General features: G+C 70.4%; 18 protein-coding genes, 1 rRNA gene and 2 pseudogenes. 16 read left to right on the plus strand and 5 right to left on the minus strand.

All coding sequences use genetic code 11. The features are described 5' to 3' along the window. From rrf to QSK18_RS31680, 5 genes are all read left to right on the plus strand, one after another. A 5S ribosomal RNA gene (gene rrf / locus QSK18_RS31660) occupies positions 1 to 88 on the plus strand; the annotation flags it as partial. Between the two features lie 324 nt (positions 89 to 412). Beyond that, positions 413 to 1237: a class I SAM-dependent methyltransferase gene (locus QSK18_RS31665; RefSeq protein ID WP_232815440.1), complete on the plus strand. Its 825-nt coding sequence runs from the start codon at positions 413 to 415 to the stop codon at positions 1235 to 1237. Between the two features lie 35 nt (positions 1238 to 1272). After that, positions 1273 to 1908, plus strand: a complete 636-nt coding sequence (locus QSK18_RS31670) for a MerR family transcriptional regulator (protein ID WP_285626727.1) — start codon at positions 1273 to 1275, stop codon at positions 1906 to 1908. Between the two features lie 8 nt (positions 1909 to 1916). Then, positions 1917 to 2819 carry an NAD-dependent epimerase/dehydratase family protein gene (locus tag QSK18_RS31675; protein ID WP_285626729.1) on the plus strand — a complete coding sequence of 301 codons (903 nt, stop codon included), beginning with the start codon at positions 1917 to 1919 and terminating at the stop codon, positions 2817 to 2819. Next, on the plus strand, positions 2819 to 3823 hold the full coding sequence (locus tag QSK18_RS31680) for a hypothetical protein (RefSeq protein WP_285626731.1): 1005 nt from the start codon (positions 2819 to 2821) through the stop codon (positions 3821 to 3823). Before QSK18_RS31675 ends, QSK18_RS31680 begins: the two co-directional genes overlap by 1 nt. Before the next feature lie 70 nt (positions 3824 to 3893). Here the strand turns inward: QSK18_RS31680 and QSK18_RS31685 are convergent, their stop codons facing one another. Beyond that, a complete protein-coding gene (locus tag QSK18_RS31685; protein WP_285626733.1) occupies positions 3894 to 4151 on the minus strand; it encodes a hypothetical protein in 258 nt (85 codons plus the stop codon). 28 nt (positions 4152 to 4179) lie between these two features. After that, the gene (locus tag QSK18_RS31690; protein WP_285626735.1) at positions 4180 to 4929 is read right to left on the minus strand and encodes an SDR family NAD(P)-dependent oxidoreductase; all 750 of its coding nucleotides are present in this window, start codon (positions 4927 to 4929) and stop codon (positions 4180 to 4182) included. Between the two features lie 94 nt (positions 4930 to 5023). Here QSK18_RS31690 and QSK18_RS31695 point away from each other — a divergent pair, with 94 nt between their 5' ends. After that, entirely contained in the window at positions 5024 to 5623 is a 600-nt protein-coding gene (locus QSK18_RS31695; RefSeq protein ID WP_285626737.1) for a TetR/AcrR family transcriptional regulator, read from the plus strand. Positions 5624 to 5698: 75 nt separating this feature from the next. Here QSK18_RS31695 and QSK18_RS31700 read toward each other — a convergent pair whose 3' ends face one another. Further along, positions 5699 to 6517 carry an alpha/beta fold hydrolase gene (locus tag QSK18_RS31700; RefSeq protein WP_285626744.1) on the minus strand — a complete coding sequence of 273 codons (819 nt, stop codon included), beginning with the start codon at positions 6515 to 6517 and terminating at the stop codon, positions 5699 to 5701. Positions 6518 to 6623: 106 nt separating this feature from the next. Here QSK18_RS31700 and QSK18_RS31705 point away from each other — a divergent pair, with 106 nt between their 5' ends. The 3 genes from QSK18_RS31705 (at position 6624) to QSK18_RS31715 (ending at position 12378) form a co-directional block, all read left to right on the plus strand. Next, entirely contained in the window at positions 6624 to 7556 is a 933-nt protein-coding gene (locus QSK18_RS31705) for an AraC family transcriptional regulator (protein WP_285626767.1), read from the plus strand. A gap of 166 nt (positions 7557 to 7722) precedes the next feature. Next, complete coding sequence (locus QSK18_RS31710) at positions 7723 to 9948, plus strand: HelD family protein (RefSeq protein WP_232815349.1); 2226 nt, start codon at positions 7723 to 7725, stop codon at positions 9946 to 9948. A 141-nt stretch (positions 9949 to 10089) separates the two neighbouring features. Then, the gene (locus tag QSK18_RS31715) at positions 10090 to 12378 is read left to right on the plus strand and encodes a hypothetical protein (RefSeq protein ID WP_285626771.1); all 2289 of its coding nucleotides are present in this window, start codon (positions 10090 to 10092) and stop codon (positions 12376 to 12378) included. Between the two features lie 8 nt (positions 12379 to 12386). Here QSK18_RS31715 and QSK18_RS31720 read toward each other — a convergent pair. After that, positions 12387 to 13022 (minus strand): annotated as a pseudogene (locus tag QSK18_RS31720) (NADPH-dependent F420 reductase); the annotation flags it as partial. 59 nt (positions 13023 to 13081) lie between these two features. Here QSK18_RS31720 and QSK18_RS31725 point away from each other — a divergent pair. Then, positions 13082 to 13921: a LysR family transcriptional regulator gene (locus QSK18_RS31725; RefSeq protein ID WP_269811372.1), complete on the plus strand. Its 840-nt coding sequence runs from the start codon at positions 13082 to 13084 to the stop codon at positions 13919 to 13921. A gap of 69 nt (positions 13922 to 13990) precedes the next feature. On the opposite strand, the gene QSK18_RS31730 is transcribed toward QSK18_RS31725, so the two are convergent. Then, complete coding sequence (locus tag QSK18_RS31730; RefSeq protein WP_232815346.1) at positions 13991 to 14959, minus strand: SMP-30/gluconolactonase/LRE family protein; 969 nt, start codon at positions 14957 to 14959, stop codon at positions 13991 to 13993. A gap of 136 nt (positions 14960 to 15095) precedes the next feature. Here QSK18_RS31730 and QSK18_RS31735 point away from each other — a divergent pair, with 136 nt between their 5' ends. From QSK18_RS31735 to QSK18_RS31760, 6 genes and pseudogenes are all read left to right on the plus strand, one after another. Continuing rightward, the gene (locus QSK18_RS31735; protein WP_232815345.1) at positions 15096 to 15959 is read left to right on the plus strand and encodes a helix-turn-helix domain-containing protein; all 864 of its coding nucleotides are present in this window, start codon (positions 15096 to 15098) and stop codon (positions 15957 to 15959) included. Positions 15960 to 16135: 176 nt separating this feature from the next. Further along, positions 16136 to 17023, plus strand: coding sequence for a calcium-binding protein (locus tag QSK18_RS31740; RefSeq protein ID WP_232815344.1), 888 nt, complete (start codon positions 16136 to 16138; stop codon positions 17021 to 17023). Between the two features lie 103 nt (positions 17024 to 17126). Beyond that, positions 17127 to 18710 carry a TIGR02677 family protein gene (locus QSK18_RS31745; RefSeq protein WP_285626776.1) on the plus strand — a complete coding sequence of 528 codons (1584 nt, stop codon included), beginning with the start codon at positions 17127 to 17129 and terminating at the stop codon, positions 18708 to 18710. Then, a pseudogene (locus tag QSK18_RS31750) lies at positions 18707 to 19948 on the plus strand (TIGR02678 family protein). Before QSK18_RS31745 ends, QSK18_RS31750 begins: the two are co-directional and overlap by 4 nt. Next, positions 19945 to 23979 carry a TIGR02680 family protein gene (locus QSK18_RS31755; protein WP_285626778.1) on the plus strand — a complete coding sequence of 1345 codons (4035 nt, stop codon included), beginning with the start codon at positions 19945 to 19947 and terminating at the stop codon, positions 23977 to 23979. The pseudogene QSK18_RS31750 and the gene QSK18_RS31755 overlap by 4 nt, the downstream one beginning before the upstream one ends. Then, positions 23972 to 25186, plus strand: coding sequence for a TIGR02679 family protein (locus QSK18_RS31760; protein ID WP_285626781.1), 1215 nt, complete (start codon positions 23972 to 23974; stop codon positions 25184 to 25186). Before QSK18_RS31755 ends, QSK18_RS31760 begins: the two co-directional genes overlap by 8 nt. Positions 25187 to 25256 lie beyond the last annotated feature (70 nt).

A 25256-nucleotide genomic window follows, 5' to 3' on the forward strand; every position in this document is an offset into this window, starting at 1 on the left:
CGGTCCCATTCCGAACCCGGAAGCTAAGCCTGCCAGCGCCGATGGTACTGCACTGGTTACGGTGTGGGAGAGTAGGACATCGCCGGACAAAAATTGAAGACAGTGATGGCGGCCCCCGCCTTCAAGCGAAAGCTTGGAGACGGCGCGGGCCGCCATCACTGCGTTTGCCACCCGTATGTCAGAGATCACTGAAAGGCCGGAAACCTCGGCACCAGCTCGTAGACCCGGTGCCGGCGAAGTGGGACCCGCCCTTCTCGACGTCGATGAGCCGAACCCCGTCGCCGTGAAGGGCGCGTTGTCCGGGCAGGAATCGCTCTGCACGTACCAGTGCAACGGCGGGGGGATGGTCCAACCTCGCGGCAAGCCCGTCGGGTTCATCCCAGAACTCGGAACAGGCAACTAGGGTCGCGGTGTGGAGAATTGGATTGCCCTGAACCGCGACAACTGGGACGAGCGCGCCCGCCCCCACGCGCAGTCACCCGACTACGGGGTCGAGCGGTTCCTGACCGACCCCGACCACCTCTCAAACGTCATCCGTTTCGATGTTCCCCGGCTCGGCAACGTCCGCGGGCTCAAAGGTCTGCACCTGCAGTGCCACATCGGTACAGACACTCTTTCGCTGCACCGACTGGGCGCCCAGATGACGGGTCTCGATTTCTCTTCCGCTTCGCTGGAGCAGGCCCGGGCACTGGCTCAGCAGACCGGGGCAGATGTTACCTACGTGCAGTCCGACGTCTACGGAGCTGCGAACGTCCTGGCCCCCGGGGAGTTCGACCTGGTCTTCACCGGCATCGGCGCGCTGTGCTGGCTTCCGGACATCAAGCGGTGGGCCGAGGTGGTCGCGGCGATGCTGCGCCCGGGTGGCAGGCTCTTCATTCGCGAAGGCCACCCCATGCTGTGGAGCATCGACGAGTCGCATCACGACAAGCTCGTCATCGGCTACCCGTACTTCGAGCGCACCGAGCCCCAGATCTTCGACGAGGGCGGTACATACGTGGAGACCGACCACACGTTCCAGCACACCCGCAGCGCAGAGTGGAACCACGGGCTGGGCGAGATCGTCACCGCGCTGATGGAAGCCGGCCTCCAGCTGACCATGCTGGTCGAACACGACAGCGTGCCCTGGGAGGCGCTGCCGAACCAGATGGAGGAGCTGCCCGGCGGGGAGTACCGGCTCAGGGACCGGCCCTGGCGGTTGCCGCACTCGTACACCCTGCAGGCGATCAAGCGCCGGTAGGCCGTGCCCGCAATGGATACTGCTACTATCCGATAGTGCGAGTATCCGAGTTGGCTCAGCGAGCGGGCGTCCCGCTCTCCGCAGTGAAGTACTACCAACGGGAAGGGCTGCTGCCCGCCGGGGTCAGAACGGCGCCGAACCAGGTCGTCTACGACGAGGCGCATGTCCGGCGGGTGCGGCTGATCCGGGCGCTGCTGGAGATCGGTGGCCTCTCGATCTCGGCCACGAAAGAGGTCATTGCGGCGCTGGATGCCGATGGCGCCCCTCTGGCCGAGACGTTTCAGGTGGCTCAGCACGCCATGAGTGCTCGGCGGACTCAGGAGTCTCCGGCGAGTGAGGCGGCGCGGGGTCGCGTCGAAGCCCTGGCGGCGTCCCGGGGTTGGTGTTTCACCGATGACAATCCCGGAATCGAGGCTGCGGCCCGGGCTCTCGACGGGCTGCAGGCCATTGGGTTCAGGGCGCCGGACGACTATCTGAATGCCTACGCGGACGCCGCGGCCAGCGCGGCGGCGGCCGACCTTCAAGCCCTCACCGGGCTGGAGGAGCCGGATGCGGTGGCCGAACTCATGGTCGTCGGAACGGTTCTCGGCGACCCCCTCTTCGCCGGGCTCCGGCGGTTGGCGCAGCAGGATGCCACGCACAACCTCTTCCCCGTTCCCGATCCGGAATGAGCGCAGCCATGAACGCTTCTCAGCATGTCGTCCTCGGCGGCAACGGTGTTGTCGGCCGCGAAACGCTCAGCGCCCTCATTGCTCAGGGCCACACGCCTGCTTCAGTCGGCCGGCGCCCTTCGAGTGTCGAGGGGGTGAATTCGGTGGCCGCTGACCTGCTCGACAGCGGTGAGGTCGCACGTGCTTTACGCGGGGCCGAGGTTGCCTATCTGGTGGCTGGGCTGCCGTATTCGTCGCGTGTGTGGGCCGAGCAATGGCCGGTCATCGTCCGCAACAGCATCGACGCCGCCCTCGAACACGGCACGCATCTGGTGTACCTCGACAACGTGTACGCCTACGGCCACGTCGACGGGGCGATGATCGAGAGCACCCCGGTGAACCCGTGCAGCAAGAAAGGCCGGGTGCGGGCCGACGCCCTGGATCTGCTGGAGAAGGCGGCCGAGCGCGGGCTGACCGTGACCATCGGGCGCAGTGCCGACTTCTACGGTCCGGGTGCCTCGACCAGCGTGTTCAACACCTTCGCCCTGGACAAGGTCGCCGCGGGCAAGTCCGGCACCTGGCTCCTGAATGCCGACCAGCCCCACTCCCTCACGTACACACCCGACATCGGCCGAGGGCTGGCCGTTCTGGGCACCCACGACGAGGCGCGTGGCCGCACCTGGCACCTGCCCACCGCTCCCGCTCTGACCGGGCGCCGGTACATAGAGTTGGCCGGTGGCCAGACCTCGGTGATGGGCGCGACCACCCTGCGAATCGGCGCTCTGTTCAACAGCTCTGCCCGCGAGACACTGGAGATGAGCTACCAGTACACCGCGCCCTACGTGTTCGGTTCGGCCGCGTTCGAGCAAACCTTCGGCATCGGGCCCACGCCGGTCGAAGAAGGCATTGCCGCTTCTCAGGCGAAGACATGATGCTTGCGGCGGTGCGCCGCGCCTATGCGTGGCACCGCCCCCTGATGACCGTCTCCGCGCTCATGCTTGTCTGCGTACTCGTCAGCCTTGCAGGCCTTTTCCTGGATTCCCGGCAGATCCTCGGAGCGCCGGCCTGGGCCAAGCCACTGAAGTTCTCCCTTTCCATCCTGATCTACGCCGTCACCTGGGCCTGGCTCATCGCCCACCTGCCCCGCTGGCAGGCTGCTGCCCGAGGCCTGGGCACAGTGATCGCGGCCAGCCTCACCGTCGAGCAGGTGCTCATCGTGTGGGCAGCTGCGAGCGGAACCACCAGCCACTTCAACGTTTCGAGCGGTCTGCATGCCGGCGTCTGGGCGGCGATGGCCGCAGCGATCACCACGCTGTACCTGTGTACTTTCGCCACATCGTTCGCCGTCTTCTTCCTGCGCCTGCGAACTCCGGCACTGACCTTCGCCGTGCGGGCGGGCGTGGTCATCGCACTGGGCGGGATCGGCGTCGCCTTCCTCATGACGGCCCCCACCTCAGCGCAGATCAACACGCCCACCGGGATCGTCGGCGCCCATGCCGTCGGCGTCGAAGACGGAGGACCGGGGATACCGGTGCTCGGATGGAGCACCACGGGTGGGGACTACCGGGTGGCCCACTTCGTCGGAATGCACGCACTGCAAGCACTTCCGCTCTTCGCCCTGCTACTGGAGATCCTGACTCGGCGACTTCCCCGCCTGGCCGCGCCGATCGTCCATTTGTGGTTCGTCGTGATCGTCGCCGCCGGTTACGCCGGCGGGACCGCACTGCTGACCTACCAGGCCGCGCTCGGGCAGTCGGTGGTGCACCCGTCCGGGGCGGTACTTCATCTGGGATGGGTACTGCTCCTTGCCGGGGGATTGCTGGCCGGCGCCGTTGGTGTCGGACTGTCACCGCCCCCGGCAGCGCGCTTCTTCGGGCGACTGACCTGGGGGCGGTTCCGGCGTCCTAGCGCACCAGCAGGGTCTGCAGGCGACTGATCCGTCCCTCGGTGATGGTGGCGATGTCTACGCCTCGAGCCGCCGGCTCACCCGTCGGGGGACCGAACCGTCAGGCCAGAGCGGCCGTTCCGGTTCCTTCGTACACCGGGCCGTCTTCGGTGAAAGCGAAGTCCGCCGGCACCGAACCGAGCAACCCCGATGCTCGCGCAACCAGGGCTTTCCGCCCCGTCACTGCACCGTCCTCGTCGGCGAAGACCACGTCGTCGGTGTACGTGCGCCCGGCCGCATCGTCGCGGGCCTGCGGATCACGCTGACCGAAGACCTCGTGAAGGTTGGCCCGCATCAGTGCCGCCACCTGCTCGTCCATGATTCCTTCTTTCTTGTGACGCAACGGATCAGAACTGGCTTGCGCCGCCGTCGGCGTAGATCTGTGACCCCGTCACGAAGCTACTGGTGCTGCCGGCCAGGAAGAGCACGGTGTCGGCGATCTCCTGCGGCTGTCCTAGGCGCCCCATCGGAACCCCCGAGGCCAGCCCGTCCAGCAGAGCGTCGGCTCCGGCCTCGTCCGCGGCCAGTCCGCGCAGCCCCGGTGTCCCGATCGGCCCGGGGGCGATGCTGTTCACCCGGATGTTCCGGCCGGCCAGTTCTGCCGCCCAGGACCGGGTGAAGGAGCGCAGCGCGGCCTTCGAGGCGGCGTAGACGCTGAACGACGGGCTGGCCTTCACGTCGATGTTGGAACTGGTGATGATCACCGAGGCGCCGTGGTTGAGCAGGGGCAGAGCCTTCTGCACGGTGAAGATCGTGCCGCCCACGTTGGTGTTGAAGGTGCTCGCGTAGTGCTCCCAGGAGATGTCTTCCAGGGCTGCGAACTCTCCGCCGCCGGCGTTGGCGAAGAGCACGTCGAGTCCGTGGCCGTGCTGACGGATGGTCTCCATCACCCGGTCGAGCGCGTCCAGGTCGGCCACGTCGGCGCTGATTCCGGTTGCCCGCTCACCGATCTGGGCCACCGCCAGGTCGAGTGTCTCTTGGCGGCGGCCGGTGACGAAGACGTGTGCGCCCTCGTCCGCCAGTTTCTGGGCCGCGGCGAGCCCGATGCCCGAGGTGGCTCCGGTGACCAGTGCCGTCTTGCCGTCCAGCTGTCCCATCGTCCTGCTCCCTATATCTGTACTGAGCGATACGGATATCAGGAACCGGCGCTGGGCGGCGTTTATTTCTGTACCGAGCAGTTAGGCTGTGATCGTGAGCACAACAGCGGAGCGGGGACGACCACGGGGGTTCGACGCCGACCAGGCCCTGGACCGCGCGGTCGAGGTGTTCTGGAGGCACGGCTACGACGGCACCTCGCTGAGCGATCTCACCTCGGCCATGGGGATCAACCGTCCCAGCCTCTATGCGGCCTACGGCAACAAGGAGCAGCTCTTCCGCCGCGCGGTGGCCCGATACGCCGAGGTGGACATGGCCTATGCCCGGGAGGCTCTGCAGCAGCCGACTGCCTACCAGGTGGTGGAAAGCTTCCTTCGGGCGAACGCTGACGCGCTGACTCGTCCCGATCGTCCTGCTGGCTGTCTTTCCATCCAGGGGGGTCTGTCGGCCAGTAGCGGCAACGAGCAGATTGCTGAGTTCCTGGCCGCGAGCCGGCGCTCGGGTGAAGAGGCTCTGGCACAGAGACTCGGCCAGGCGGTGGAGGAGGGTGACCTGCCGGCCGACACCGATGCGGCGGCCCTGGCCCGGTACGTGATGGTGGTCAGCGAGGGCAATGCCGTTCACGCCGCGGCGGGGGCAAGCCGGGGGCAGTTGCATTCCACGGTCGATCTGGCGTTGCGGGTGCTGGGTTCCTGATCTCGTACGGAACCCGCAACGAGCGATCGGCGCGGTCCCCCCTGAGGGGGCCGCGCCGATCGTCCTCAGTTCAGGTCAGCCGGCGATCCAGGCCAGCAGGTCCTTGTGCCACTGCAGCTGCCAGTCGCCGTGCACGCCGTGCGGGGCGCCTTCGTAGATCTTCAGGGTGCCCTGCTTGACCAGCTTGATCGCCTTCTCGGCCGCGTTGGCCAGGGGCACGATCTGGTCGTCGTCGCCGTGCGCGATGAAGATCGGCACGTCGAGGGCCTTCAGGTCCTCGGTGAAGTCGGTCTCGGAGAACGCCTTCACGCAGTCGTAGGCCGAGACCAGGTCGGCCTGCATGCCCATCCGCCAGAAGTCGTCCTTGGCGCCCTGCGAGACCGGACGGCCGTGGTTGGCGCCGAAGAAGCTCTCGGACAGGTCCTTCCAGAACTGCGAGCGGTCGCTCAGCACGTTGTCGCGGATGCCGTCGAAGACCTCGATCGGAACACCGTCGGGGTTGGACTCCTTGGCCACCATGACCGGCGGGACGGCGCCGATGGTGGCGACCTTGGCGACGCGGCCGGCGGCGTACTGGGCGGCGTAGCGCACGACCTCGCCACCGCCGGTGGAGTGGCCGACGACGATGACGTCGCGCAGGTCGAGGGCCTCGATCAGGGCGGCGAGGTCGCGGGCGTAGGTGTCGATGTCGTTGCCCGTGGTGGTCGAGCTGGAACGCCCGTGGCCACGACGGTCGTGGGCGATCGCGCGGAAGCCCGCGTCGGCGAAGACCTTGAGCTCCAGCGCCCAGGCGTCGCCGTTCAGCGGCCAGCCGTGGCTGAAGACGACGGGCTGCCCGGTGCCGTGCTCGGTGTAGTAGAGCTCGACGCCGTCGGGGGTGGTGATGGTGGGCATGCGCCTCTGGCTTTCTTCGGTGCTGGTGGGGTCCTGTCCAGGCTGCCACCCGTGATCATCGGGCACTTTGTTTGAGAGTTCGGCGCACTTGCGCGAAAGTACGGTTGTGTCCGGTGACCCGCTGTCAGCAGCTCTCGCGATGATCGATGCCCGGTGCGTGATGGCCCGGGCGATCCTGGCCGAGGGGCAGTGGTCGCTGAACCTGCAGGCGCACGCCCCGCTGATGCTCGTGGCCCCGGCCCGGGGGCAGTTCTGGCTGCGGGTGCCCAGCACCGGTCAGAGCATTCTGCTCACCGAGGGTGACGTGGCGGTGGTGCGCGGTGACCTGAAGCAGATCATGTCCAGCGGCCCCGAGCTGACTCCCACCGACGGCGAGGCCCTGTTCCGGTTCCACGGCGGCAGCACCGTGCACCTGAGCTCCACGCCCGACGTGGCGGTGGTCGGCAGCCACATCGCGCTCAACCGTACGGGGGAGGATCTGCTGCTGGCCGCTCTGGAGCCGGTCACCCACGTCAAGGCCACCGACGGCCAGGCCGCCACCCTGCACTGGCTGCTCGATCGCCTGCTCACCGAAATGGGGCATGACCAGGGCGGTTCCGACTTCGCCGCCCGGCAGTACGCGAGTCTGCTGTTCGTCGAGGTGATGCGGGGCTACCTGGCCGACCCCGCCGGTGTACCGCCCGGCTGGCTGCGGGTGCTCGCCACCCCGAGCCTGGCCCCGGCCGTGCACCAGATGCAGGCCGACCCCCAGCGCAGCTGGACCCTGGAAGACCTGGCCCGCACGGTCGCGATGTCCCGCACCACCTTCGCCGAGCGCTTCCGCGAGGCGGCCGGCACGCCCCCGCTGGCCTTCCTCACCCACTGGCGTATGCGCCTGGCGGAGCGAGCTCTGCGTGACGAGGATGTGACGATCGCGGCCCTGTCCCGCTCGCTCGGCTATTCCACCGAGTCGTCGTTCAGTCATGCCTTCAAGCGGGTCCACGGCATCGCCCCCGGGCTCTACCGGGCGCGGCGGAGAATGAGCGAGCCGGCCATGTGATTGAAGTATCACGAACTTGTGAGCAACCTTTCCGGACTCTCGCGCAAGCTTGGCCCGGAGGGGTGGGGGGTGCCTTGATCCTTTCGTGACCTTTTCTCCCACCTCGGGCGCACCATCTGTCACATCATGTGGCTGTGTGCTCGGTCGCTGCGGGAGGGTCTGAGGAATGAGCGTGGGCTCTGCCGATCAGGACGAGATCGCGCTGGAACAGAAGTACTTCGACGCGGCCTGGGACGCCCGCGAACTCAAGCGGCAGTCGCTGGGAGGTGCGGCGAGCGCCTCGCTGGGCGGCAAGACGTCCGTCGCCGTGGCCAAGGAGGCCCGGGCGCTGGCCGAGCGGATCGGTGGCCCCGACGACGCCGTGGCCCTGGGGCGGTTCGACCGGGAGAGCGGCGAGACCTACTACGTGGGCAAGTGGCTGATCAGCGACCAGGACGGTGAGCCGCTGGTCATCAACTGGAAGGCGCCGATGGCGGCGCCCTTCTACGAGGCCAGCCACGACGACCCCCAGGGACTCGTGCGCAAACGGACGTTCGCGACCGAGCGCAATCGCATCCTCAGTTTCGACGACGTGGTCTATGCGGACCTCGCGGCCCGCGTGGGTGAGCTCACGGCCCTCGAGCACGAGGGCATCGACGACGCGGTGCTGCGGGAGCTGGACGCCGCGCGCTCGGGCGAGATGCGCGACATCGTCCAGACCATCCACGCCCTGCAGTACGAACTGGTGCGGGCCCCGCTCGAGCAGCTCCTGATCGTCCAGGGCGGGCCCGGCACCGGCAAGACCGTCGTCGGCCTGCACCGGGTGTCGTGGCTGCTGTACAACCACAGCGAGACCCTGGCGCCCTCGGACGTGCTGGTGGTGGGGCCGAACCCGACCTTCACCCGCTACATCCGCCAGGTGCTGCCCGGGCTGGGCGACCACCAGGTCGAGCATCGCGACCTGCGGGGCCTGGGGCTGCAGAAGGGCACCGGGCGCCAGGAGAGCGCCGAGGTCGTCCGGATCAAGGGCGAGCTGCGGATGCAGCAGCTGCTGATGCGGGGGCTGGTGCAGCGGATCCGCCTGCCGGAACGGGCCGGCCGGCTCGACGTGGGCCCGGCCGGTGATCCGGTGGCGTCGTTCTCCCGGCCCGAGGTCGAGGACGCGCTGCGGCGTTCGGTCAACCAGGCCCGCAGCTACGGCGCGGGCCGGGCGGCCATGCGCAGCTGGATCTCGGCGACCGCGGCAGTCCGGGCCCGTCGCGGTGTCGAGGTGCCCGACCCGGCGGTGGACGCTGCCCTGCAACGGGTCTGGCCCTCGCTCACACCGCAGATGTTCCTGCGCGACCTGTTCGGTTCCCGCGACCGGCTGCTGGCCGCGGCGGGGCAGGACTTCACCGCGGCCGAGGTGCAGATGCTGTTCCGCCCGGCCTCCGACCGGGTGTCCGACGAGGGCTGGAGCCTGGCCGACGTGGCTCTGCTCGACGAGACCGACCTGTTGCTGAACGGCAGCGTTCCGCAGTTCGGCCACATCGTCCTGGACGAGGCCCAGGACCTGTCGCCGATGCAGCTGCGTTCGGTGCGCCGGCGCAGCCGGACCGGTTCGTACACGGTGCTGGGCGATCTCGCCCAGTCGACCGGCCCGTGGGCCCGGGACACCTGGGACGACGTGGTCGAGGCGCTGCGGGTCCGGCATCCGGAATCGATCGTGCCGCTGACGCTGGGCTACCGGGTGCCGCAGCAGGTGTATGCGCTGGCGGCGCAACTGCTTCCGCATGCGGCGCCGGCGGTGGAGCCGCTTTCGGTGATCCGGCTCGGGCCGGCCGAGCCCGACCTGCGGCGGGTGCCGGTGGGGGAGTTGGGGGCCGAAGCGGTGCGGGCGGCCTGCGAGTACGCGGCGCGGGGGCTGTTCGTGGGCATCATCTGCGCGGACGAGCACCGGGCGGCCGTGGTCGAGATGCTCAACCAGGACGACGTCCAGTACCAGGACACGCGCGCCGGATCGCTGGGCAAGAGCATCAACCTGGTGGGGGCGACCGACGCCAAGGGCCTGGAGTTCGAGGCCGTCGTGGTGGTCGAGCCGGAGTCGATCGTCTCCGAGAGCACTCACGGGCTGCGGCTGCTGTACGTGGCGCTGACCCGGACGACGAAGTTCCTGACGGTGGTGCACGCCGGGCCGGTGCTGCCGATCCCGGCCGAGAAGCCGTCGGAGACCACCCAGGAAATCAAGGTGGTATCGCTTCAGGGACAGACTGTTTCGAAGGCTCAGAACGGTCTGGACGACTTCAGCGCCGAGTTCGCGGTCACCCTCGGGGCGCGCCTGGCCGAGAACGTGGCGGCCACCGCCCAACCGCGGCTGTGGAAGGCGATCGTGGCTGCCTTCGGCGAGGAACTGGAACGCCGCCGACCGAACTGACGTCCCCACAGGCGGTGACGTGCGCCCCGGGTACCGGGACCGGCAGGCTTCAGGTTCACATGCCTGCCAGCTGCTCGGGGGACCGCTGTGCTTGCTCGTCTCGGCCGTACGCGTCTGGTCGCGCTGACTCTCTTGCTGACCTTGCTGATTCCGGTGAACGCCCAGGCCCGGTCGACCGCAGAGGCGATCAGCGTTCCACTGCACTCCCGCCCGGCTGACGTCACCCTGATCGGTGCTTCGGCCAGTGGTGCGGCGGTGCTGCAGGAGGGTGCCGGAGCGGCCGATCCGGATCTGGTGAGAACGGGGGCGTGGGGAGAGTCCCTGGCTGCCCGGGCCGAGGTCGACACGAGGCCGGCGTTCCGGCAGATGTTCGAGCCGGGCCCGGTGGTCGGCGGGGAGCTGACCTGGAGCAGGTACAGCTACGGATCGAACAGCGGATCGAGCCGGCTCTTCCGCACCGATCTGCTGACCGGTGACACGATGGGCGACGGCCTGGTCTCGGGCCGGAACTACGCACTGACCGGGCCGACCTGGGTGAGCATGCCGGATCCGTTCGCCACCTATCCCTTCGGATCGAGCCGGTTGATCACGTCGCCGGTGGCGACGGCGCCCGGGCCCGACGGTGGCTGGACGTGGCCCGGCAGCGCGGAGTTCTGGAAGCCCGAGGCTTCTCTCGGCCCGATGGACTGGGACGTCCAGGGGACCGACGTCGTCATCGCAGTCTCACCCGTCGACCCCGAGCAGGAACAGCGGCTGCAGATCTTGTCGGTTCCCCTGGGGACCGGTCTGCCGGAGACCGTGCCGCTGGCCGTTCCCGTCACGGTCAGGTACTTCGACGATCTGGAGGTGAGTGCGAACGCGGTGGCCTGGAGCGGGGACGGCAAGGTGTGGGTGATGCCGCGCTCAGGAGGAACGCCGACGGTTCATGCCGAACGCAATGACGCTGCCTACCTGGACAGTCTGGTGGTGACCGACAGCGGGACGGTGGGATACCGGGTACCGGCCGGGGACGCCCGGGTCACCTTGAGGACGATCGACCGCGACGGGGTAACGGACATCGAGCTCCCGGCCGGGTCCGCAGGCCTCGCCGCGGTGGGGGACGACTTTGTGACCGCGACCGGCCGAGGGCCCGAGCCAGGGGTCTATCGCATCGGCCCGGACGGCGTCCCCTCTCTGGCCGCTACTTTCGACGCGCCCAAGTACACGATCGGCGGCTGGGATCTGAACGCCGGCACGCTCTACTACAGCGACCAGTCCGCCGGAAGCCGCTCGCGCGGCGCGGTCTGGGCCCGGGCCGTGGACGATTCCGGCTTGGGCGCGCGGAGGCGACTGCCTGCGGCCGTCGGAATATTCTTCGAGGCAGTAGACACCCTGCCGGCCTCGTTCTCCGCAGCGCGAGGTCTGGTCGGCAGCCCCGAGCACGGGATGCAATGGGACGTCCTTGAGCGCGGCCGACGGACCACATCGATCGAGCAGGCGCCGGTGAAGGGCAAGTACGGCAGGCAGTTCCAGACTCTGTCAGAAGTGAAGATCTCCGGCCCGTACACCTTGATCGGCGGGCAGGTGAACCGCGCGGACGGGGAGTTGCTGCACCTGTTGCCCAGGGCGGCCCGGCTCTCCGGACACAGCGACATTTTCGGCTCCAACGTCGTGTACGCCAGCACGGCCGGTCGGAAGAGCCAGGTGTGGAGTGTCGACGTCGAGAAGCCACGCCCGGTGCGGCTCTTCGAGCAGTCCTGCTCCCGGGCTCTGCCGGTTGCCGTGTGGGCAGGCACCGCAGCCTGGCTCAGCTGCGATGCCTCTGAGGCCTTCGTGCAGGACCTCTCTTCCCAAGCCCGCCGTACTGTCCCAACCGGCATTACCTCCGCGGAGAAGGTCGACCTGGCCGTCGGGGAAGGCACCCTGGCCTGGGTGGCGGACGGGCAGGCAGGCGTCCTCGATCTGTCCGCGCCGGAAAGCACCCCGATTCCCTTGCCGGGCCGCACCCTTTCGCTGGCTCTCGACGGGCCGAGGCTCGCCCGGTTGCTCGACAACGGCAAGGCCGCCGCACCCGACCTGACCGTCGAGCGCCTTCCCTACCCCGTGCCCTCCCGGCCGCGCCTGATCGGAACGGTCCGCACCCTGGGGTTCAGCCCCGACGGCGACAAGGTGCGCGACACCTGGTCGCCCGAGTTCGACACCACCGAGCCGGTCAGAAGAGCGGGACTGAAGCTCATCTCGCAGCGGACCGGGCGCACCGTGCGGGTCCTCAGCACGGCCGAGACCGCCGACGGCAGCATCCGTGACCTGGTCTGGGACGGAACCACCGCCGCGGGCCGGAAGGTGCCGCAGGGCTACTACGCCTGGACTCTGAGCGCCTGGTCGGCCTCGGGCGTGGCGCTCACCTCGAACGGCCCGCCGATCTCCGGCCAGGTCGAACTCACGCGATAGGCCCCGGATCAGGCCTGGGTGGTGACGGAGATGTTGAACTTGGCGGTGCCCAGGGCCCGGACCGTGGCGAAGAACAGCGGGGCCACGTGCTCGGTGGCCAGCGCGGTGTCGATCCCGCCCAGGTCCAGGACCGCCTCGTCGGGCCAGCCCAGGTCGCCGAGCAGGCCCCGCACGACCTTCTTGGCGGCCTCGTCGTCACCGCTGACGAAGGCGGTCGCCCTCGGCAGCGAGGCCAGCGGGTCGACCATGATCGTGAAGTTCATCGTGTTGAGGGTCTTGACCACCCGAAGCTGCGGGAACCGGGCCTGTACCTGCTGCCCCACGCTGTCGCCGGGGTAGGCCATGGTCATCTGGGGCGAGAAGGCGGCCGAAGGATCCAGCACGATCTTGTCGGAGAGGGTCTGCTCGCCGATCTCTTCCAGGGTGCTGACCACGCTGGTGCCGGGGATCGCGGTGATCACCACGTCGGCGGAGGCGACGGCTTCGCGTTGGCCGACCACACCGGGTTCACCGGCGCGGCTGCGAGAGCCGTAGACCACCTGGTGACCGGCGGCCGCCAGTCGAGTGCCCAGCGCTGAGCCGACTTTTCCGGTGCCAAGGACTGCAATGTTCATGCCCCGATGCTGCCGCCGGCCGCCGCTCCTCGTCCAAGACCACCTCGATCAGGAGCGATACTCCACGGGTATCGTTGTAGCCTCGGGTGATGGAGACCCGGGAGCTCAGGTACTTCGTCGCCGTGGCGGAGGAACTGCATTTCGGCCGGGCCGCGCAGCGCCTGGGCATCGCTCAGCCGCCCCTGTCGCGCGCGATCATCCAGCTCGAGCGCCGGCTGGGGCTGACGCTGCTCGAGCGCACCAACCGCTCGGTCGTGCTCACCGAGGCCGGTGCGGTGCTGCTGCGCGAGGCCCGGATCGCGCTGGACGCGGTGGAGGCGGCCGAGCACCGGGCCCGAAGGGCGGCTGCGGGAGAGCCCGGTCTTGTGCTGGCGGTCAAGGCCGGCGCCTCGAGTGAACTGCTGGCCAAGTTGCTGCACGCTTACTCCGCCGAGCCCGGATCGATCCCCGTGGACGTTGCTCTGTGCGGTCCCGGCGAGCAGGTGCGGCTCCTGCGCAACGGCCGGGCCGACGTGGCGATCCTGCACCGGCCGATGGATGAGACAACCGGTTTCGACTTCGAAGAGCTGCGCACCGAGGGGCAGGTCGCGATCCTGCCGGCCGGGCATCCGCTGACCACGCGTACCGACCTCAGGTCGCACGAACTCACGGCCGTGCCCGACCTGCCCCTGCCGCGCTGGCCCGGTCCGGACGGCACCTATCCGGCGGGCCCGGGGCCCGAGGCGCAGAACCACGCGCAGTTGCTGCAGCTGATCTCGCTGGGCCGCACGCTGATGGTCTCGCCCGACTCCTGCCGTTCCCAGTTGCGGGACGACGTGGTGGCGGTGCCGGTGGTGGACGCCCCGCAGATCACCACGGTGATCGCCTGGCCCCCGCACAGCCGCTCACGGGCGCTCGCCGACCTGATCCGGACCGCGCTGCGCCTGTAGAACCTGGAACCCAACTGCTTGAGGACGTCGGTGGGCACCCTGGGTGGGTGCCCACCGACGTCCTCAGATTCAGTTCTTGATCAGTTGGGCGGTGAGCAGGTTCGGGTCCTTCTGGGTGGTGTACGCGGCGCTGGTGACGTAGACGGTCGTGCCCCGCACGGCCACCGCGGACGGGTTGGAAAGGCCGTCGACCTCGGTGAGGACCGTCTTCTTGGTGCCGTTTCCGTTGACCAGCACCACCTTGTTCTCGGTGACCAGACCGGCGATGAACTGCCGGCCCTGGCCGGTGAAGGCGAAGTCGTCGATGCCCTTCAGGCCGGTGGCGATCGTCTCGAAAGTCCCCGCCCGGGAACCGGACAGAGGTGTCGAGAGCACGGTGCCCTGGTCGAGGTTGGACACGTACAGGCGACCGTCGCGGACCTTGGCGCCGTTCACGCCGAAGAATCCGGTGGAGGCCAGATCCTTACTGGTGCTGAAGGTTCGGGTCCGGCCCGCGTTCTTTCCGGTGGTGGCAACGGAGTACACGGCGCCCTGGGCGGAGTCCGTCACGTAGAGGTTCCCCGTGCGGCGGTCCATCGCCATGCCGTTGGGCAGGCCCGCGGCCGGAAGGTCGGCGAGCTTGCGTGGGGTGCGGCCCTCCGTGAACGTCCAGATGCCGGTCTCAGCCTTCGTTCCGGTTGCGTAGGCGACGTAGAACGTGTCTCCGTCACGGATCAGGCCGGTGGTGACGGGGAAGCCCAGCAGCGGCGTCTTGGCCTCGGTGTCCTTGGGGGCCGGGAGGGTGGCCAGGATGCGCACCTGGCCCTGGCCGGTGACCCGGGCCACCTGCCGGGCCCCGGCGAGGGTGACGGCGACGCTGCCGTTGCGGTCCAGGACGACGTTCTCGGGCATCTGCCCGCCGGCCAGGTCGAAATGCACCTGCACAGCGGCTTTCGTGAGCGGAGGGGAGACGGCGGCGGCCGGGTCGGCCAGCAGAGTGCCGACACCGAGCAGGGTGCCGGCCGCCACGATGCTCTTGCGGGTGAAACGTGTGGACATGATCCTTCTTCCGAGTCGGCCCGGATGTCCGGGCGTCATCGACTATCTGCGGCGGGCCGCACCGGTAGCCAGGCTGTGTGGTGGCTATCCCCGGCAGGGACAGGCAGCCCGCGGGCGAGGCAGGCACACTGGGGTGGTGACCACTGGTTCTCCCGGCCCGCTGGGCGAGACGCTGCAGGCCTGGCGGGCGCGGATCAGTCCTGAAGACGTCGGTCTGCCCACCTACGGTGAGCGGCGGCGGGTTCCCGGCCTGCGCCGCGAGGAGCTGGCCCTGCTGGCCGGCGTCAGTTCGTCGTACTACACGCGGCTCGAGCAGGGCCACTCCCGGAACGCCTCTCCCGAGGTGCTCGAGGCGATCTCGAACGCGCTCGAGCTGAGCGACGCAGAGCGTCAGCACCTGCGCACCCTGGCCGGGGGATCCCGGCGGACCCTCCGGCCGCGACGACCGCCGGTGGAGCGTCTGGACTCCTCGCTGGCCGATCTGCTGGCCATGCTCGGCGACGTGCCGGGCATCGTGCTGGGCCGGCGCAGCGATGTGCTGGGCTGGAACCGGTTGGGCCACGCCCTGCTGGCCGGGCATCTGGACCCGCTCGCCCCCGCCGTCCCGGGCGCGCGCCCCAACATGGCCGAGCTGGTGTTCCTCGATCCACACGTGCGCGGCCTCTACACCGACTGGCCGGCGAAGTGCCGGGCCGTGGTCGGCAACCTGCGGCTGGCCGCCGGTGAGCATCCCGAAGACCCGCTCCTGGCCGCGCTGGTCGGGAACCTGTCGATGCGCTCACCCGAATTCGCCCGGCTGTGGGGCGATCACCGGGTGCAGCCGTGCGCCAGCGCCGACTACGCCCTGGACCATCCGCTGGTCGGCGCCCTGACCGTGACCCAGCAGTCGTTGCGGGCGATGCAGACTCCCGAGCAGGTTCTGGTCACCTGCACCGCGCCGGCCGGGTCGCCCGACACCGAGGCCCTGAACCTGCTCAGGCAGCTGACCTCGAACACCTGAGTCTGCCCGGCCGGGGCCTCGATAGGGTCCGGCCATGTCCACGTTGTCCCGCAGGGACTTTCCGATTCTCTGCCTGATCGGGAAGTCCCTTTGGGGCTTTGCAAACGTCCTTCACTAACTCGGCGCCTCTGGCACGGTGGAAACCGTCAACACCACCGAATCTGGAGGGGACTCACATGATTTCGCGTCGAAGCCGCTGGTCAGCGCTGGTGGGAGCCGCCGGCCTGGGATCCGCCGCACTGGTCCCGGTGCTGCTGGCCGGCCCGGCCCACGCCGAGGGGTCGATGGCCCACGCCGAGGTGGTCGGGGCCGGCGGAAAGCACTACCAGCTCAACTACTTCTCGGGCAGCGGCCTGCACCAGCAGCTGAAGCTGAGCGTCGAGAAGAGCGCCGACCAGGCCACCTTCGTCTACACCCTCGACGACACGGCCCAGATCCTGACCGGCGACCACTGCTCCTACCCCGACAACGCCGACCTGACCCGGGTCACCTGCGTTCTCGACAACACCCTGGGCGACAGCAGTTCGGCCAACGACCCGATCGGCCAGGTCTCGCTGGCCGACGGCAACGACGCCGTGACGTTCACCAACCACACCGACGTGCAGTTCACCCACATCCACCTCGGTGGCGGCAACAACTCCTACACCACCGGGCAGTCCGCGGCCCAGGACGCCGACGTCGACAGCGACGACGGCACCGACACCATCACCGCGGGCACCGGCGCCTCGGTTTCCTCCGGCGGCGGCCGCGACATCCTCACCTTCACCGGTGGCGCGGCCCAGGCCTGGGCCGGCGACGGGAACGACGAGATCCAGGGCGGGCCGGGCGACGACCGGCTCGACGGTGGCGCGGGCGACGACATCATCTACGGCAACGACGGCGACGACCACATCACCGGGGCCCAGGGCAACGACATGCTCTACGGCGGCCGGCAGAACGACACCATGTACGGCAACAGTGGCGACGACGTGATCTACGGCAACAGCGGTGACGACTACATCTCCGGCGGGCCGGGCGAGGACACGCTCTCCGGCGGCACCGGTACCAACACCGTCATTCCCTGAGGCAGCAGTTCCCGCCCCGCCGGGTTCCCTCCCGGCGGGGCTCCCCGTAGAACTTGATCACAACCCCGGTCCCTTTCCGGCCGATCACGTACGGTGTTGCCCAATGAACGCTGAGGGCGACGCGTGGGGTACCGGGCGGGCGGGGGCCGCCTCGCTGCCTTCCGACCTGTTCCGGTTCACCACGGGCGAGCGCAGCGAGGTGTACACGGCCGTCCTGCAGGTCTTCGGCGAGGCGAACGAGCGGCTGGAGACGGCGCTCGGGCTGGACGAGGTCGGCCGGCGGCTGTCCGGCCTGGGCTGGGTCCCGCTGACCGACGAGGACACGCTCTTCGACGTGCTGCGGCAACTGCGCGAGTGGCGCCTGCTCGAGGCGTCGCAGAACCACGCCGGCAACTACCGCACGGCCGACGAGTACGAGCGCCGCAACCTGCTGTACTCGCTGACCCGGCACGGTGAGGCGGCCCTGGCCGGGCTGGAGCACGCCGCCGCGGTGCTCGCCTCGGCCGGTGCTCTGCAGACCGCCGTGCTGGAGGCGATCGCCCTGCGACTGGGCGACCTGGCCCGGCTGGCGGCCGACCCGTCCACGGACGACCGCAGGGTCTTCACCACCCTTCAGGAACTGGAGGGGCACCTGGACGGCCTGCGCACCAACACCACCCAGTTCAACGCCCAGCTGCAGCGTCTGCTCCGGGTCGAGGGCACTGACCAGCAGACCTTCCACGAGGTCAAGCAGGCCACCGTGGTCTACCTGAACGACTTCCTGGGTGACCTGGACCTGCGGGTGCGGATCATCGCCGAGGCGGTGGACGAGGTGGAGCGTCACGACGTCGTCCGGCTGCGGCAGCGAGCGCTCGCGGGCGCGGAGCTGCCCCGGCTGAGCGCCGCCGACGATCCCGGGCCGGAATGGCTGCACCACCGCCGCACTCGCTGGGAAGGTCTGCGGGCCTGGTTCCGTCCGGACGACGGCAGCCCGGCCCGGGCCGAGCAGCTGCACACCGTGGCCCGACGGGCCATCGTGACTCTTCTGCAGGCGCTGGACCGGCTGAACGAGAGTCGCCGTCGTTCCTCCGGGGCGGCCGAAGACCTGCGGGAACTGGCCCGGTGGTTCGCGGCGGCCCCGACTGAGAACGATGCGCACCGGCTCTGGTCGGCGGCTTTCGGTCTGGGGTCGGCGCGGCACGCCCATCTGCAGCACTCCGATCCGGAACTCGTCCCGCCCGGCACGGCGTGGGCCGAGGCGCCTCCGGTCCCGGTGTCGGCGCTGATCCGCACGAGCGGTCGCACCGAACGGTTCGGGCGTACGGGCAAGGTGCGTGACGTGGCCGCGGTGAAACGGGCACGGGCGCAGCGGGCCCGCGACGAGCGGGCCGAGCTGGAGGCGGCCCGGCAGGCCCTGGCCACCGACGGGCCGGTCCGGCTCAGCCGGATCGGGCAGCTCGACCACCAGACCTTCCAGCGGCTCCTGGACCTGATCGGGGGCGCCCTCGGCGCCGCTCCCGACGCCCAGGGCACCAGACGTCACCACTCCGGCGACGGGCAGATCGAAATCACCCTCTGGCCGGCCGAACCGGGGCCTCCCGCCGTGATCCGCACCTCGCACGGGGTCCTGACCGGTCCCGACTACCTGGTCCGGATCGACACCAGGACGGGTGCCCGCGGCGCCCGCAGCAGTGAGGTCGGGGCGTGAGCAAACTCCACAACCAGCTGGCCGGCGCCGAGCAGGACGAGGTGGCCCGGGGGGTGCGGCTGCTGCTGCGCAACCCGCTGATCACCCAGCGCACCGACCAGCCGGCCTTCGACCTGGTCCGGCGCCGGCAGGCCCCGCTGCAGAAGTGGTTCGACCACCACTGCGGCTGGACCGTCCTGGTCGAGCCCCGGCTGGGCTACGCGCGACTGGTGAAGGTCGGGGTCCGCGACGATGCCACCCGCCCGGCCCGCCGCCCCCGCAGCGGCCGCCAGCCGTTCGACCGGCGCCGGTACGTGCTGCTCTGCCTGGTCGCGGCGGAGCTGCTGAACACTCCGGTCACCACGATCGGGCTGCTGGCCGATCGGGTCACCCAGGCCTGCGCCCTGGACGAGGCCGTCGGAGCCTTCGACTCCAGCCGGCAGGCCGAGCGGCGGGCCCTCGTCGACGTTCTGCGGCTGCTGGAGCGTTTCGGGGCGGTGACCGCGGTCGACGGGGCGACCGACAGCTATCTGGAGGGCCGCGCGGCGAAAGTGCTGTACGAGGTGGACGTCACGTTGCTGATCCGGCTGATGTCCGCCCCCCGCGGGGCCTCGACCCTGGCCGTGCCGGCCGGGCAGGTGCCGGCCCGCTTCGAGGAGCTCCTGCGCTCGCTGGTGGCCGAGACCCGATACGGCACCGGGACGAGTGAGGGCGGCGAGGTCTAGGCGGTGCAGCGCAATCTGTGGTTGCGGCACTCGATCCTGCGGCTGATGTTCGACGAGCCGGTGGTCTACCGCCGCGACCTGAGCGCCGAGCAGCTGGACTATCTCGCCTCACCCACGGGCCGGCAGATCCTGCGCCGCGCCGCCGAGCAGGCCGGCTTCGTGCTGGAGGAACGGGCCGAGGGCTATCTGCTCGTCGACCCGGACGCGATCGCCACCGACGAGACGTTCCCCGAGGGCACCTCGCACGCCAAGGTGACCGCCCTGCGGCTGCTCGACGAGCTGCAGCCGCCGGGCCGGACCCGGTCCACGGCCGTGCTGACCGCCGTCACCCGGCAGGTCCTGGCCGACTTCCCCGGCTGGGCGATGAGCTACCGCGGCGATGCCGGCCCGCAGGCCCTGACCGCCCAGGCGGTGCAGCTGCTGGCGGATTTCGGGCTGGCCGAGCAGACCGGCGGCCTGGTCACCTCGCTGCCCGCGGCCGCCCGCTACGTGGTGGAGCTGACCGCACCCGAATCCGAGAGGACGCCCACGTGAGCGTTCAGAACCTGGACCAGCACCGGCACCGGCCCGAGCCCGCCGGTGCCGGGCGCACGCCACGCTGGCGCCCGGTCCGCGCGGGCATCCTGAACATCTGGCGCTACTACGACGAGGTCTTCGAGTTCCACCAGGGCCGCCTGCTGGTCCGCGGCCCGAACGGCTCGGGCAAGTCCAAGGCGCTGGAACTGTTGCTGCCGTTCCTGTTCGACGCCAGCCTGCGGGCCAACCGGCTCTCCACGTTCGGCACCGGCGACCGGGCGATGCACTGGAACCTGATGGGTGAGGGCGCCGGCGGGGCGGTGACCCGGGTCGGGTACGCCTGGCTGGAACTGGCTCTCGGCGAGGGGGAGTGGTTCACCTGCGGGGTGCGGCTCTCGGCCACCACCCGCACCAGCACCGTCAACTCCGACTGGTTCACCACCGACCAGCGCGTCGGGGTCGACCTGCACCTGCTGAACCCGGCCGGCCAGCCGCTGACCAAGGCCGCCCTGGAAGCGGCGCTGCACTCGCGCGGGACGGTGCACCCCAATGCGGGGGAGTACCGTAACGCGCTGCGCGGCAAGCTGTTCGAGGGCATGAACGAGGCCCGGTACGACGCCCTGATCACGGCGCTGCTGCAACTGCGCACGCCGAAACTCTCCCAGCGGCTGGACCCGGGCCTCCTGTCCACCCTGCTCTCCCGGGCGCTACCCCCGCTCGACCAGGGTGACATCGCCGAACTCGCAGAGGGTTTCGAGCGGCTGGACCGCCAGCGGGAAGAGCTGCGGCGCCTCGCTGAGATCGTGGAGGCGGCGCGAACGGTTGCCCGGCAGGCCCAGACCTACAGTCGCAGAGTGCTGCGGGCTGCGGCCGCCGGGCTGATCTCGGCCACCACCGCGCTGGAGAATGCCAGCCAGAAGGCGCGCGAGAGCGCCGCCGACTACGAGCGGGTGGTGGCCGACCTGCAGGAGGCCGACGAACGGGGCCGGGTGCTGGCCGAGCAGATCGCCGCTCAGGAAGCCCGGATCGAGGGCCTGACCAGCAGTGAGGCCTACGGCGAGGGCCGGGAGCTGGACGATCTGCGCACCCGCGACGAGCAGGCCCGGGCCCGGGCCGAGCGCCTCGCCCGCACGGCCGAGAGAGACCGGGCCGAGCTGCGGGGCCTACGGGAGCGGACCCGGCAGCGGCAGGAGATCCTCGATTCGGCGACGCGGGAGCTTCAGCAGAGCCTCGAAGCCCTGACCCGGACCGCGGAGCGGGTCAACCTGAGCGCCCGCGTCCCGGCCCCCGGGGCCACGGTGGACGCGGCGGCCGCCCGCCGGCTGATCACCGTCTCGGTCGGCACCCGGCGCCAGGAGATCGCCGAGATCCGTGCGGCGCTGGCCGGTCACCAGCGCGCCGTACAGCGTCGCGAGCAGGCCGAGACGGCCAAGGACGAGGCCCTCACCCGGCGCCAGGAAGTGCGGGCGGTGCTGGAACGGGCCGAGGACGACTTCCGGGCCGCGCTGGCCGAGCAGAGCGAACGACTTCTGCGGTGGGCCAACGAATGCCGGCTCCTACAGCTCGACCCCGCGGTGCTCAGCGCGGCCGAGGCCGACGAGACCCAGGTGCGAGAACTGGTCTCCCAGGCCCGGGACGGGGTGGTGGCCGGGATCGCGACCGAACGCTCGGGCCTGGTCGGCCTCCAGAGGCGGGCCGCGGCCGAACACGCGCAGATCCAGGCCGATCTGGAGAAGATCAGCAGCGAGGTGCATCTGCCCCCGACGGCACCCCTGACCCGCACGGCCTCCCGCCAGGGCCGCTCCGGCGCCCCGCTGTGGCAGCTGATCACCTTCCAGAGCCAGGTCCCCGCCTCCGTCCAGGCCGGGATCGAGGCCGCGCTCGAGGCCAGCGGGCTGCTGGACGCCTGGATCACCCCCACCGGGCAGACGCTCTCCGTCGAGGGGCACGACGTCTTCGCCCGCAGCAGCCGCCCAGCGGTGCGGGGCCCCAGCCTCGCCGACGTCCTCGCCCCCGAGACCGACCCGGCCGTCGCGCCCGCAGTGATCAACGGTGTGCTGGCCGCCGTCGCCTACGGCAATACCCTGCCCGCGAGCGCGGATGCGGCGATCGGCGCCGACGGCAGCTGGCGGCTGGCCGCCCTGCAGGGCTCCTGGAGCAAGCCTGAGGCGGGCTTCATCGGGGCCACCGCCCGGCAGCGGGCCCGCCGGCAGCGTATCGCCGAACTGACCGAGCAGCTCGAGGTTCTGGCAGCCCAGCTGGACGAGGTCGGGCAGGCCCTGGACGAGTTGTCCGAGCGGGAGAGCCTGCTCGCGGCCGAGGTGCGGGCCCGGCCCGGGTTCGAGCGGGTCGCCGAGGCGCAGAACGGGGTGTGGCAGGCCCAGGCCGCGCTCACCACGGCCGAGGACACCGTGATCCGGGCGCAGGACCGGCTGGCCGAGGAGGAGGTCGCCGCCGGGCAGGCCCTGCGCACCCTGATGAGCCAGGCCTCCGAGCAGAGGCTGCCGGCCGAGGAGGCGGCGCTGGCCGAACTGGAGCTGGCGCTGGCCGAACTGAGCACGGCGGCCGAGACCTGGGCGTCCGCCCACCTGCTCGCCGGAACGGCCGCCGACGCGGTGAACCTGTTCGCCGGCCAGTGCGCGAACGCCGAGCGAACCGCCGGACACAGCCGGCAGGAGGCGGAGACCGCCCAGACCGAGGCCGAGGCGCTGACCCACCGCCGCAAAGCCGTTGAGCAGGCGATCGGTTCCACCTACGAGCAGGTCCTGGTCGAGGTCCAGGCCGCCCGGCAGCTGCGCAAGACCGCCCTGCGCGAGCAAGAGCACTCGAGCCGGACCCAACGTGAGCTGGTGGGGGAGGAGGGCCGGCTCCGCAACGCCCGCGAGCGGGATCTGGAGCTGCACCAGGATGCCCTCGGGGTGCGGGACCAGGCCGCCGACGGCGTGCACGCGCTCCTGGGTGGGCATCTCGTGCAGGATGCGGGACTCGAGCTCGACCTGGGCGAGCGCGAGGGATCCCGGGCGGCGCTGGAGGCGGCCCGGGCGGTGGCGGCCGCGTGGCCCACGATCCCCTACGAGCATCGCCATCTCACCGCGGCCCAGAGCAACCTGATGGAGACGTTGCACGCCCAGCAGGACACCCTGGCCCGGCGGGCCGACCTGGAGATGGTCACCGAGCACGAGGTCGCGGTGCTCAGCGCCTCGATCGGCGGGGTCCGGACCAGCGCCGCCACCCTGCTGCACCGGCTGCGGACCGAACTGGAGGGCAGCCAGGACGACATCACCGGGGCCGAGCACCAGCTCTTCGACCGCACCCTGACCGGTGACACCCGGCGGCACCTGGCCGCCCGGATCCGGCAGGCCGGGGAACTGGTCGACACCATGAACGAGCGGCTGGCCATGGTGCGCACCGCCTCCAGCGTCGCGGTCCGCCTGACCTGGCAGATCGACCCGCAGCTGCCGGCCGGTACCCGGGCCGCGCGGGACCTGCTGCTGAAGGACCCGGTCCGGCTCTCCGAGGACGACCGGCAGGCCCTGCACGTGTTCTTCCGCCAGCGGATCGAGCAGGCCCGGGCGGCGAACACGGCGGCCAGCTGGGAGGAACAGCTCGCCGAGGTCTTCGACTACACCGCCTGGCACCACTTCCAGGTCGACGTCGAACGCGGCAAGGGGCTGGGCTGGGAGAAGCTGACCAGCAAGCTGCACGGTGCGCTGTCCGGCGGGGAGAAGGCCATCGCCCTGCACCTGCCCCTGTTCGCCGCCATCGCCGCGCACTACCAGGCGGTGCCGCTCAGCCCCCGGATCATCCTGTTGGACGAGGTTTTCGTGGGAGTCGACACGGTCAACCGGGGGCAGGTGTTCGCCCTGCTGGCCGCCCTCGACCTGGACCTGGTGCTGACCTCCGACCACGAGTGGGGCACCTACCGGGAACTCGACGGCATCGCCGTGCACCAGCTGGAGACCGGCAGCGGCCTGGACCAGGATGACGCCGTGACCAGTGTGCGGTTCACCTGGGACGGCGCCGAGCTGCGCCCCGACGCCGATGACTGAATGGGCCCAGGCGCCGTCGTTGCGCCCGCTCTGGCAGGCGCTGCACGAACGGCTCTCCTCAGGGCAGCCGGTCAGCTCGGTCCGGATCGGGAAAGACTGGAACGAGAACGAACGGACGGCGGTGGCGGACCTTTTGGGGTTGGAGCGGGTCCCCGCTCCAGGCCGTTCGCTCGCGCTGTCGCGGATCGAGGCCGCAGTGGCCGAGATCGGCGGCGCCGATCTGCGCGTCGTGGTCGAGCAGGTGGTGGGCCCGATCGGCGACCGCCGCAGCGAGCGTTCCCAGGCCCAGGACGAGCGGCGTCAGGTGTGGGCGCAGCTGCGGTCGTGCCCGCCGGTTCAGGCCGAACCGGCTCTGCTGGAGTGGGTTTCCTACCTACAGGCGAGCGGGCTGGTGGGCGGATCGGTCCCGGCCACCCAGGCGCTGGTGTCGCAGGCGCTGAGCGTGCTGGACGCCCTGCCGGTTGAGGGGTTGCCGCTGCCGATCCTGGCCGACCGGGTCCTGCACGATCCGCACGCCCTCGACGAAGGACACCGGCTGGCCACCGTCGTGCTGAGAGGGCTCGCCTGCCGCTACGGCCCGGAGCTGAGCTCACGTGAGCTGTGGTCCCGGGCCGGCGTGGACACCGACGAACTGTCCTCCACCGTGCTGGTGGCCGGACTGGCGGCCCGGGGCGGAGGTTCGGCGCCGGCCGTCCTGAGGGCCGCGGCCGCAGCCGGTGAGGCCGCCGTCCTCACTCTGCAGCAGGTACGCAACCTGGGCGTGGCCGAGTGGGACACCGGGATCGTCCACGTGGTGGAGAACCCCAGCGTCATGGCCGCCGCACTGAGACGGTTCGGCACCCGGTGCCCGGCCCTGGTCTGCGGGTCCGGCTGGCCCAGCGCCGCCGGCGTGCTGCTGCTGCGCCGGATGGCCGCGTCAGGCCTGCCGATCCGCTACCACGGCGACTTCGACGGCGACGGCCTGCGCATTGCCGCGCACCTGGTGGCCAAGGTCGGGGCCGTGCCCTGGCGCATGACGGCCGCCGACTACGACCAGGCCTACGCCCGGCGGCCGAGCGGTCCCGACGCCGGGCGGGTCAGCGACGTGCCCTGGGACACCGAGCTCACCGCCCGGCTCCGGCAGACCCGCACCACGGTCACCGAGGAGTCGGTGATCGATGTTCTTCTGGAAGACCTGAGCGCCGCCCTGGGCCCGGGAACCGGGTGAGACCGCAGTCCCACCCGGTTCCCCAGCCACCGACCGTGGTGCGGCTACCGGGGTAGCCGCCCAAGGACGT

It is taken from the genome of Kineosporia sp. NBRC 101677 (assembly GCF_030269265.1).
Lineage (GTDB): Bacteria > Actinomycetota > Actinomycetes > Actinomycetales > Kineosporiaceae > Kineosporia > Kineosporia rhizophila.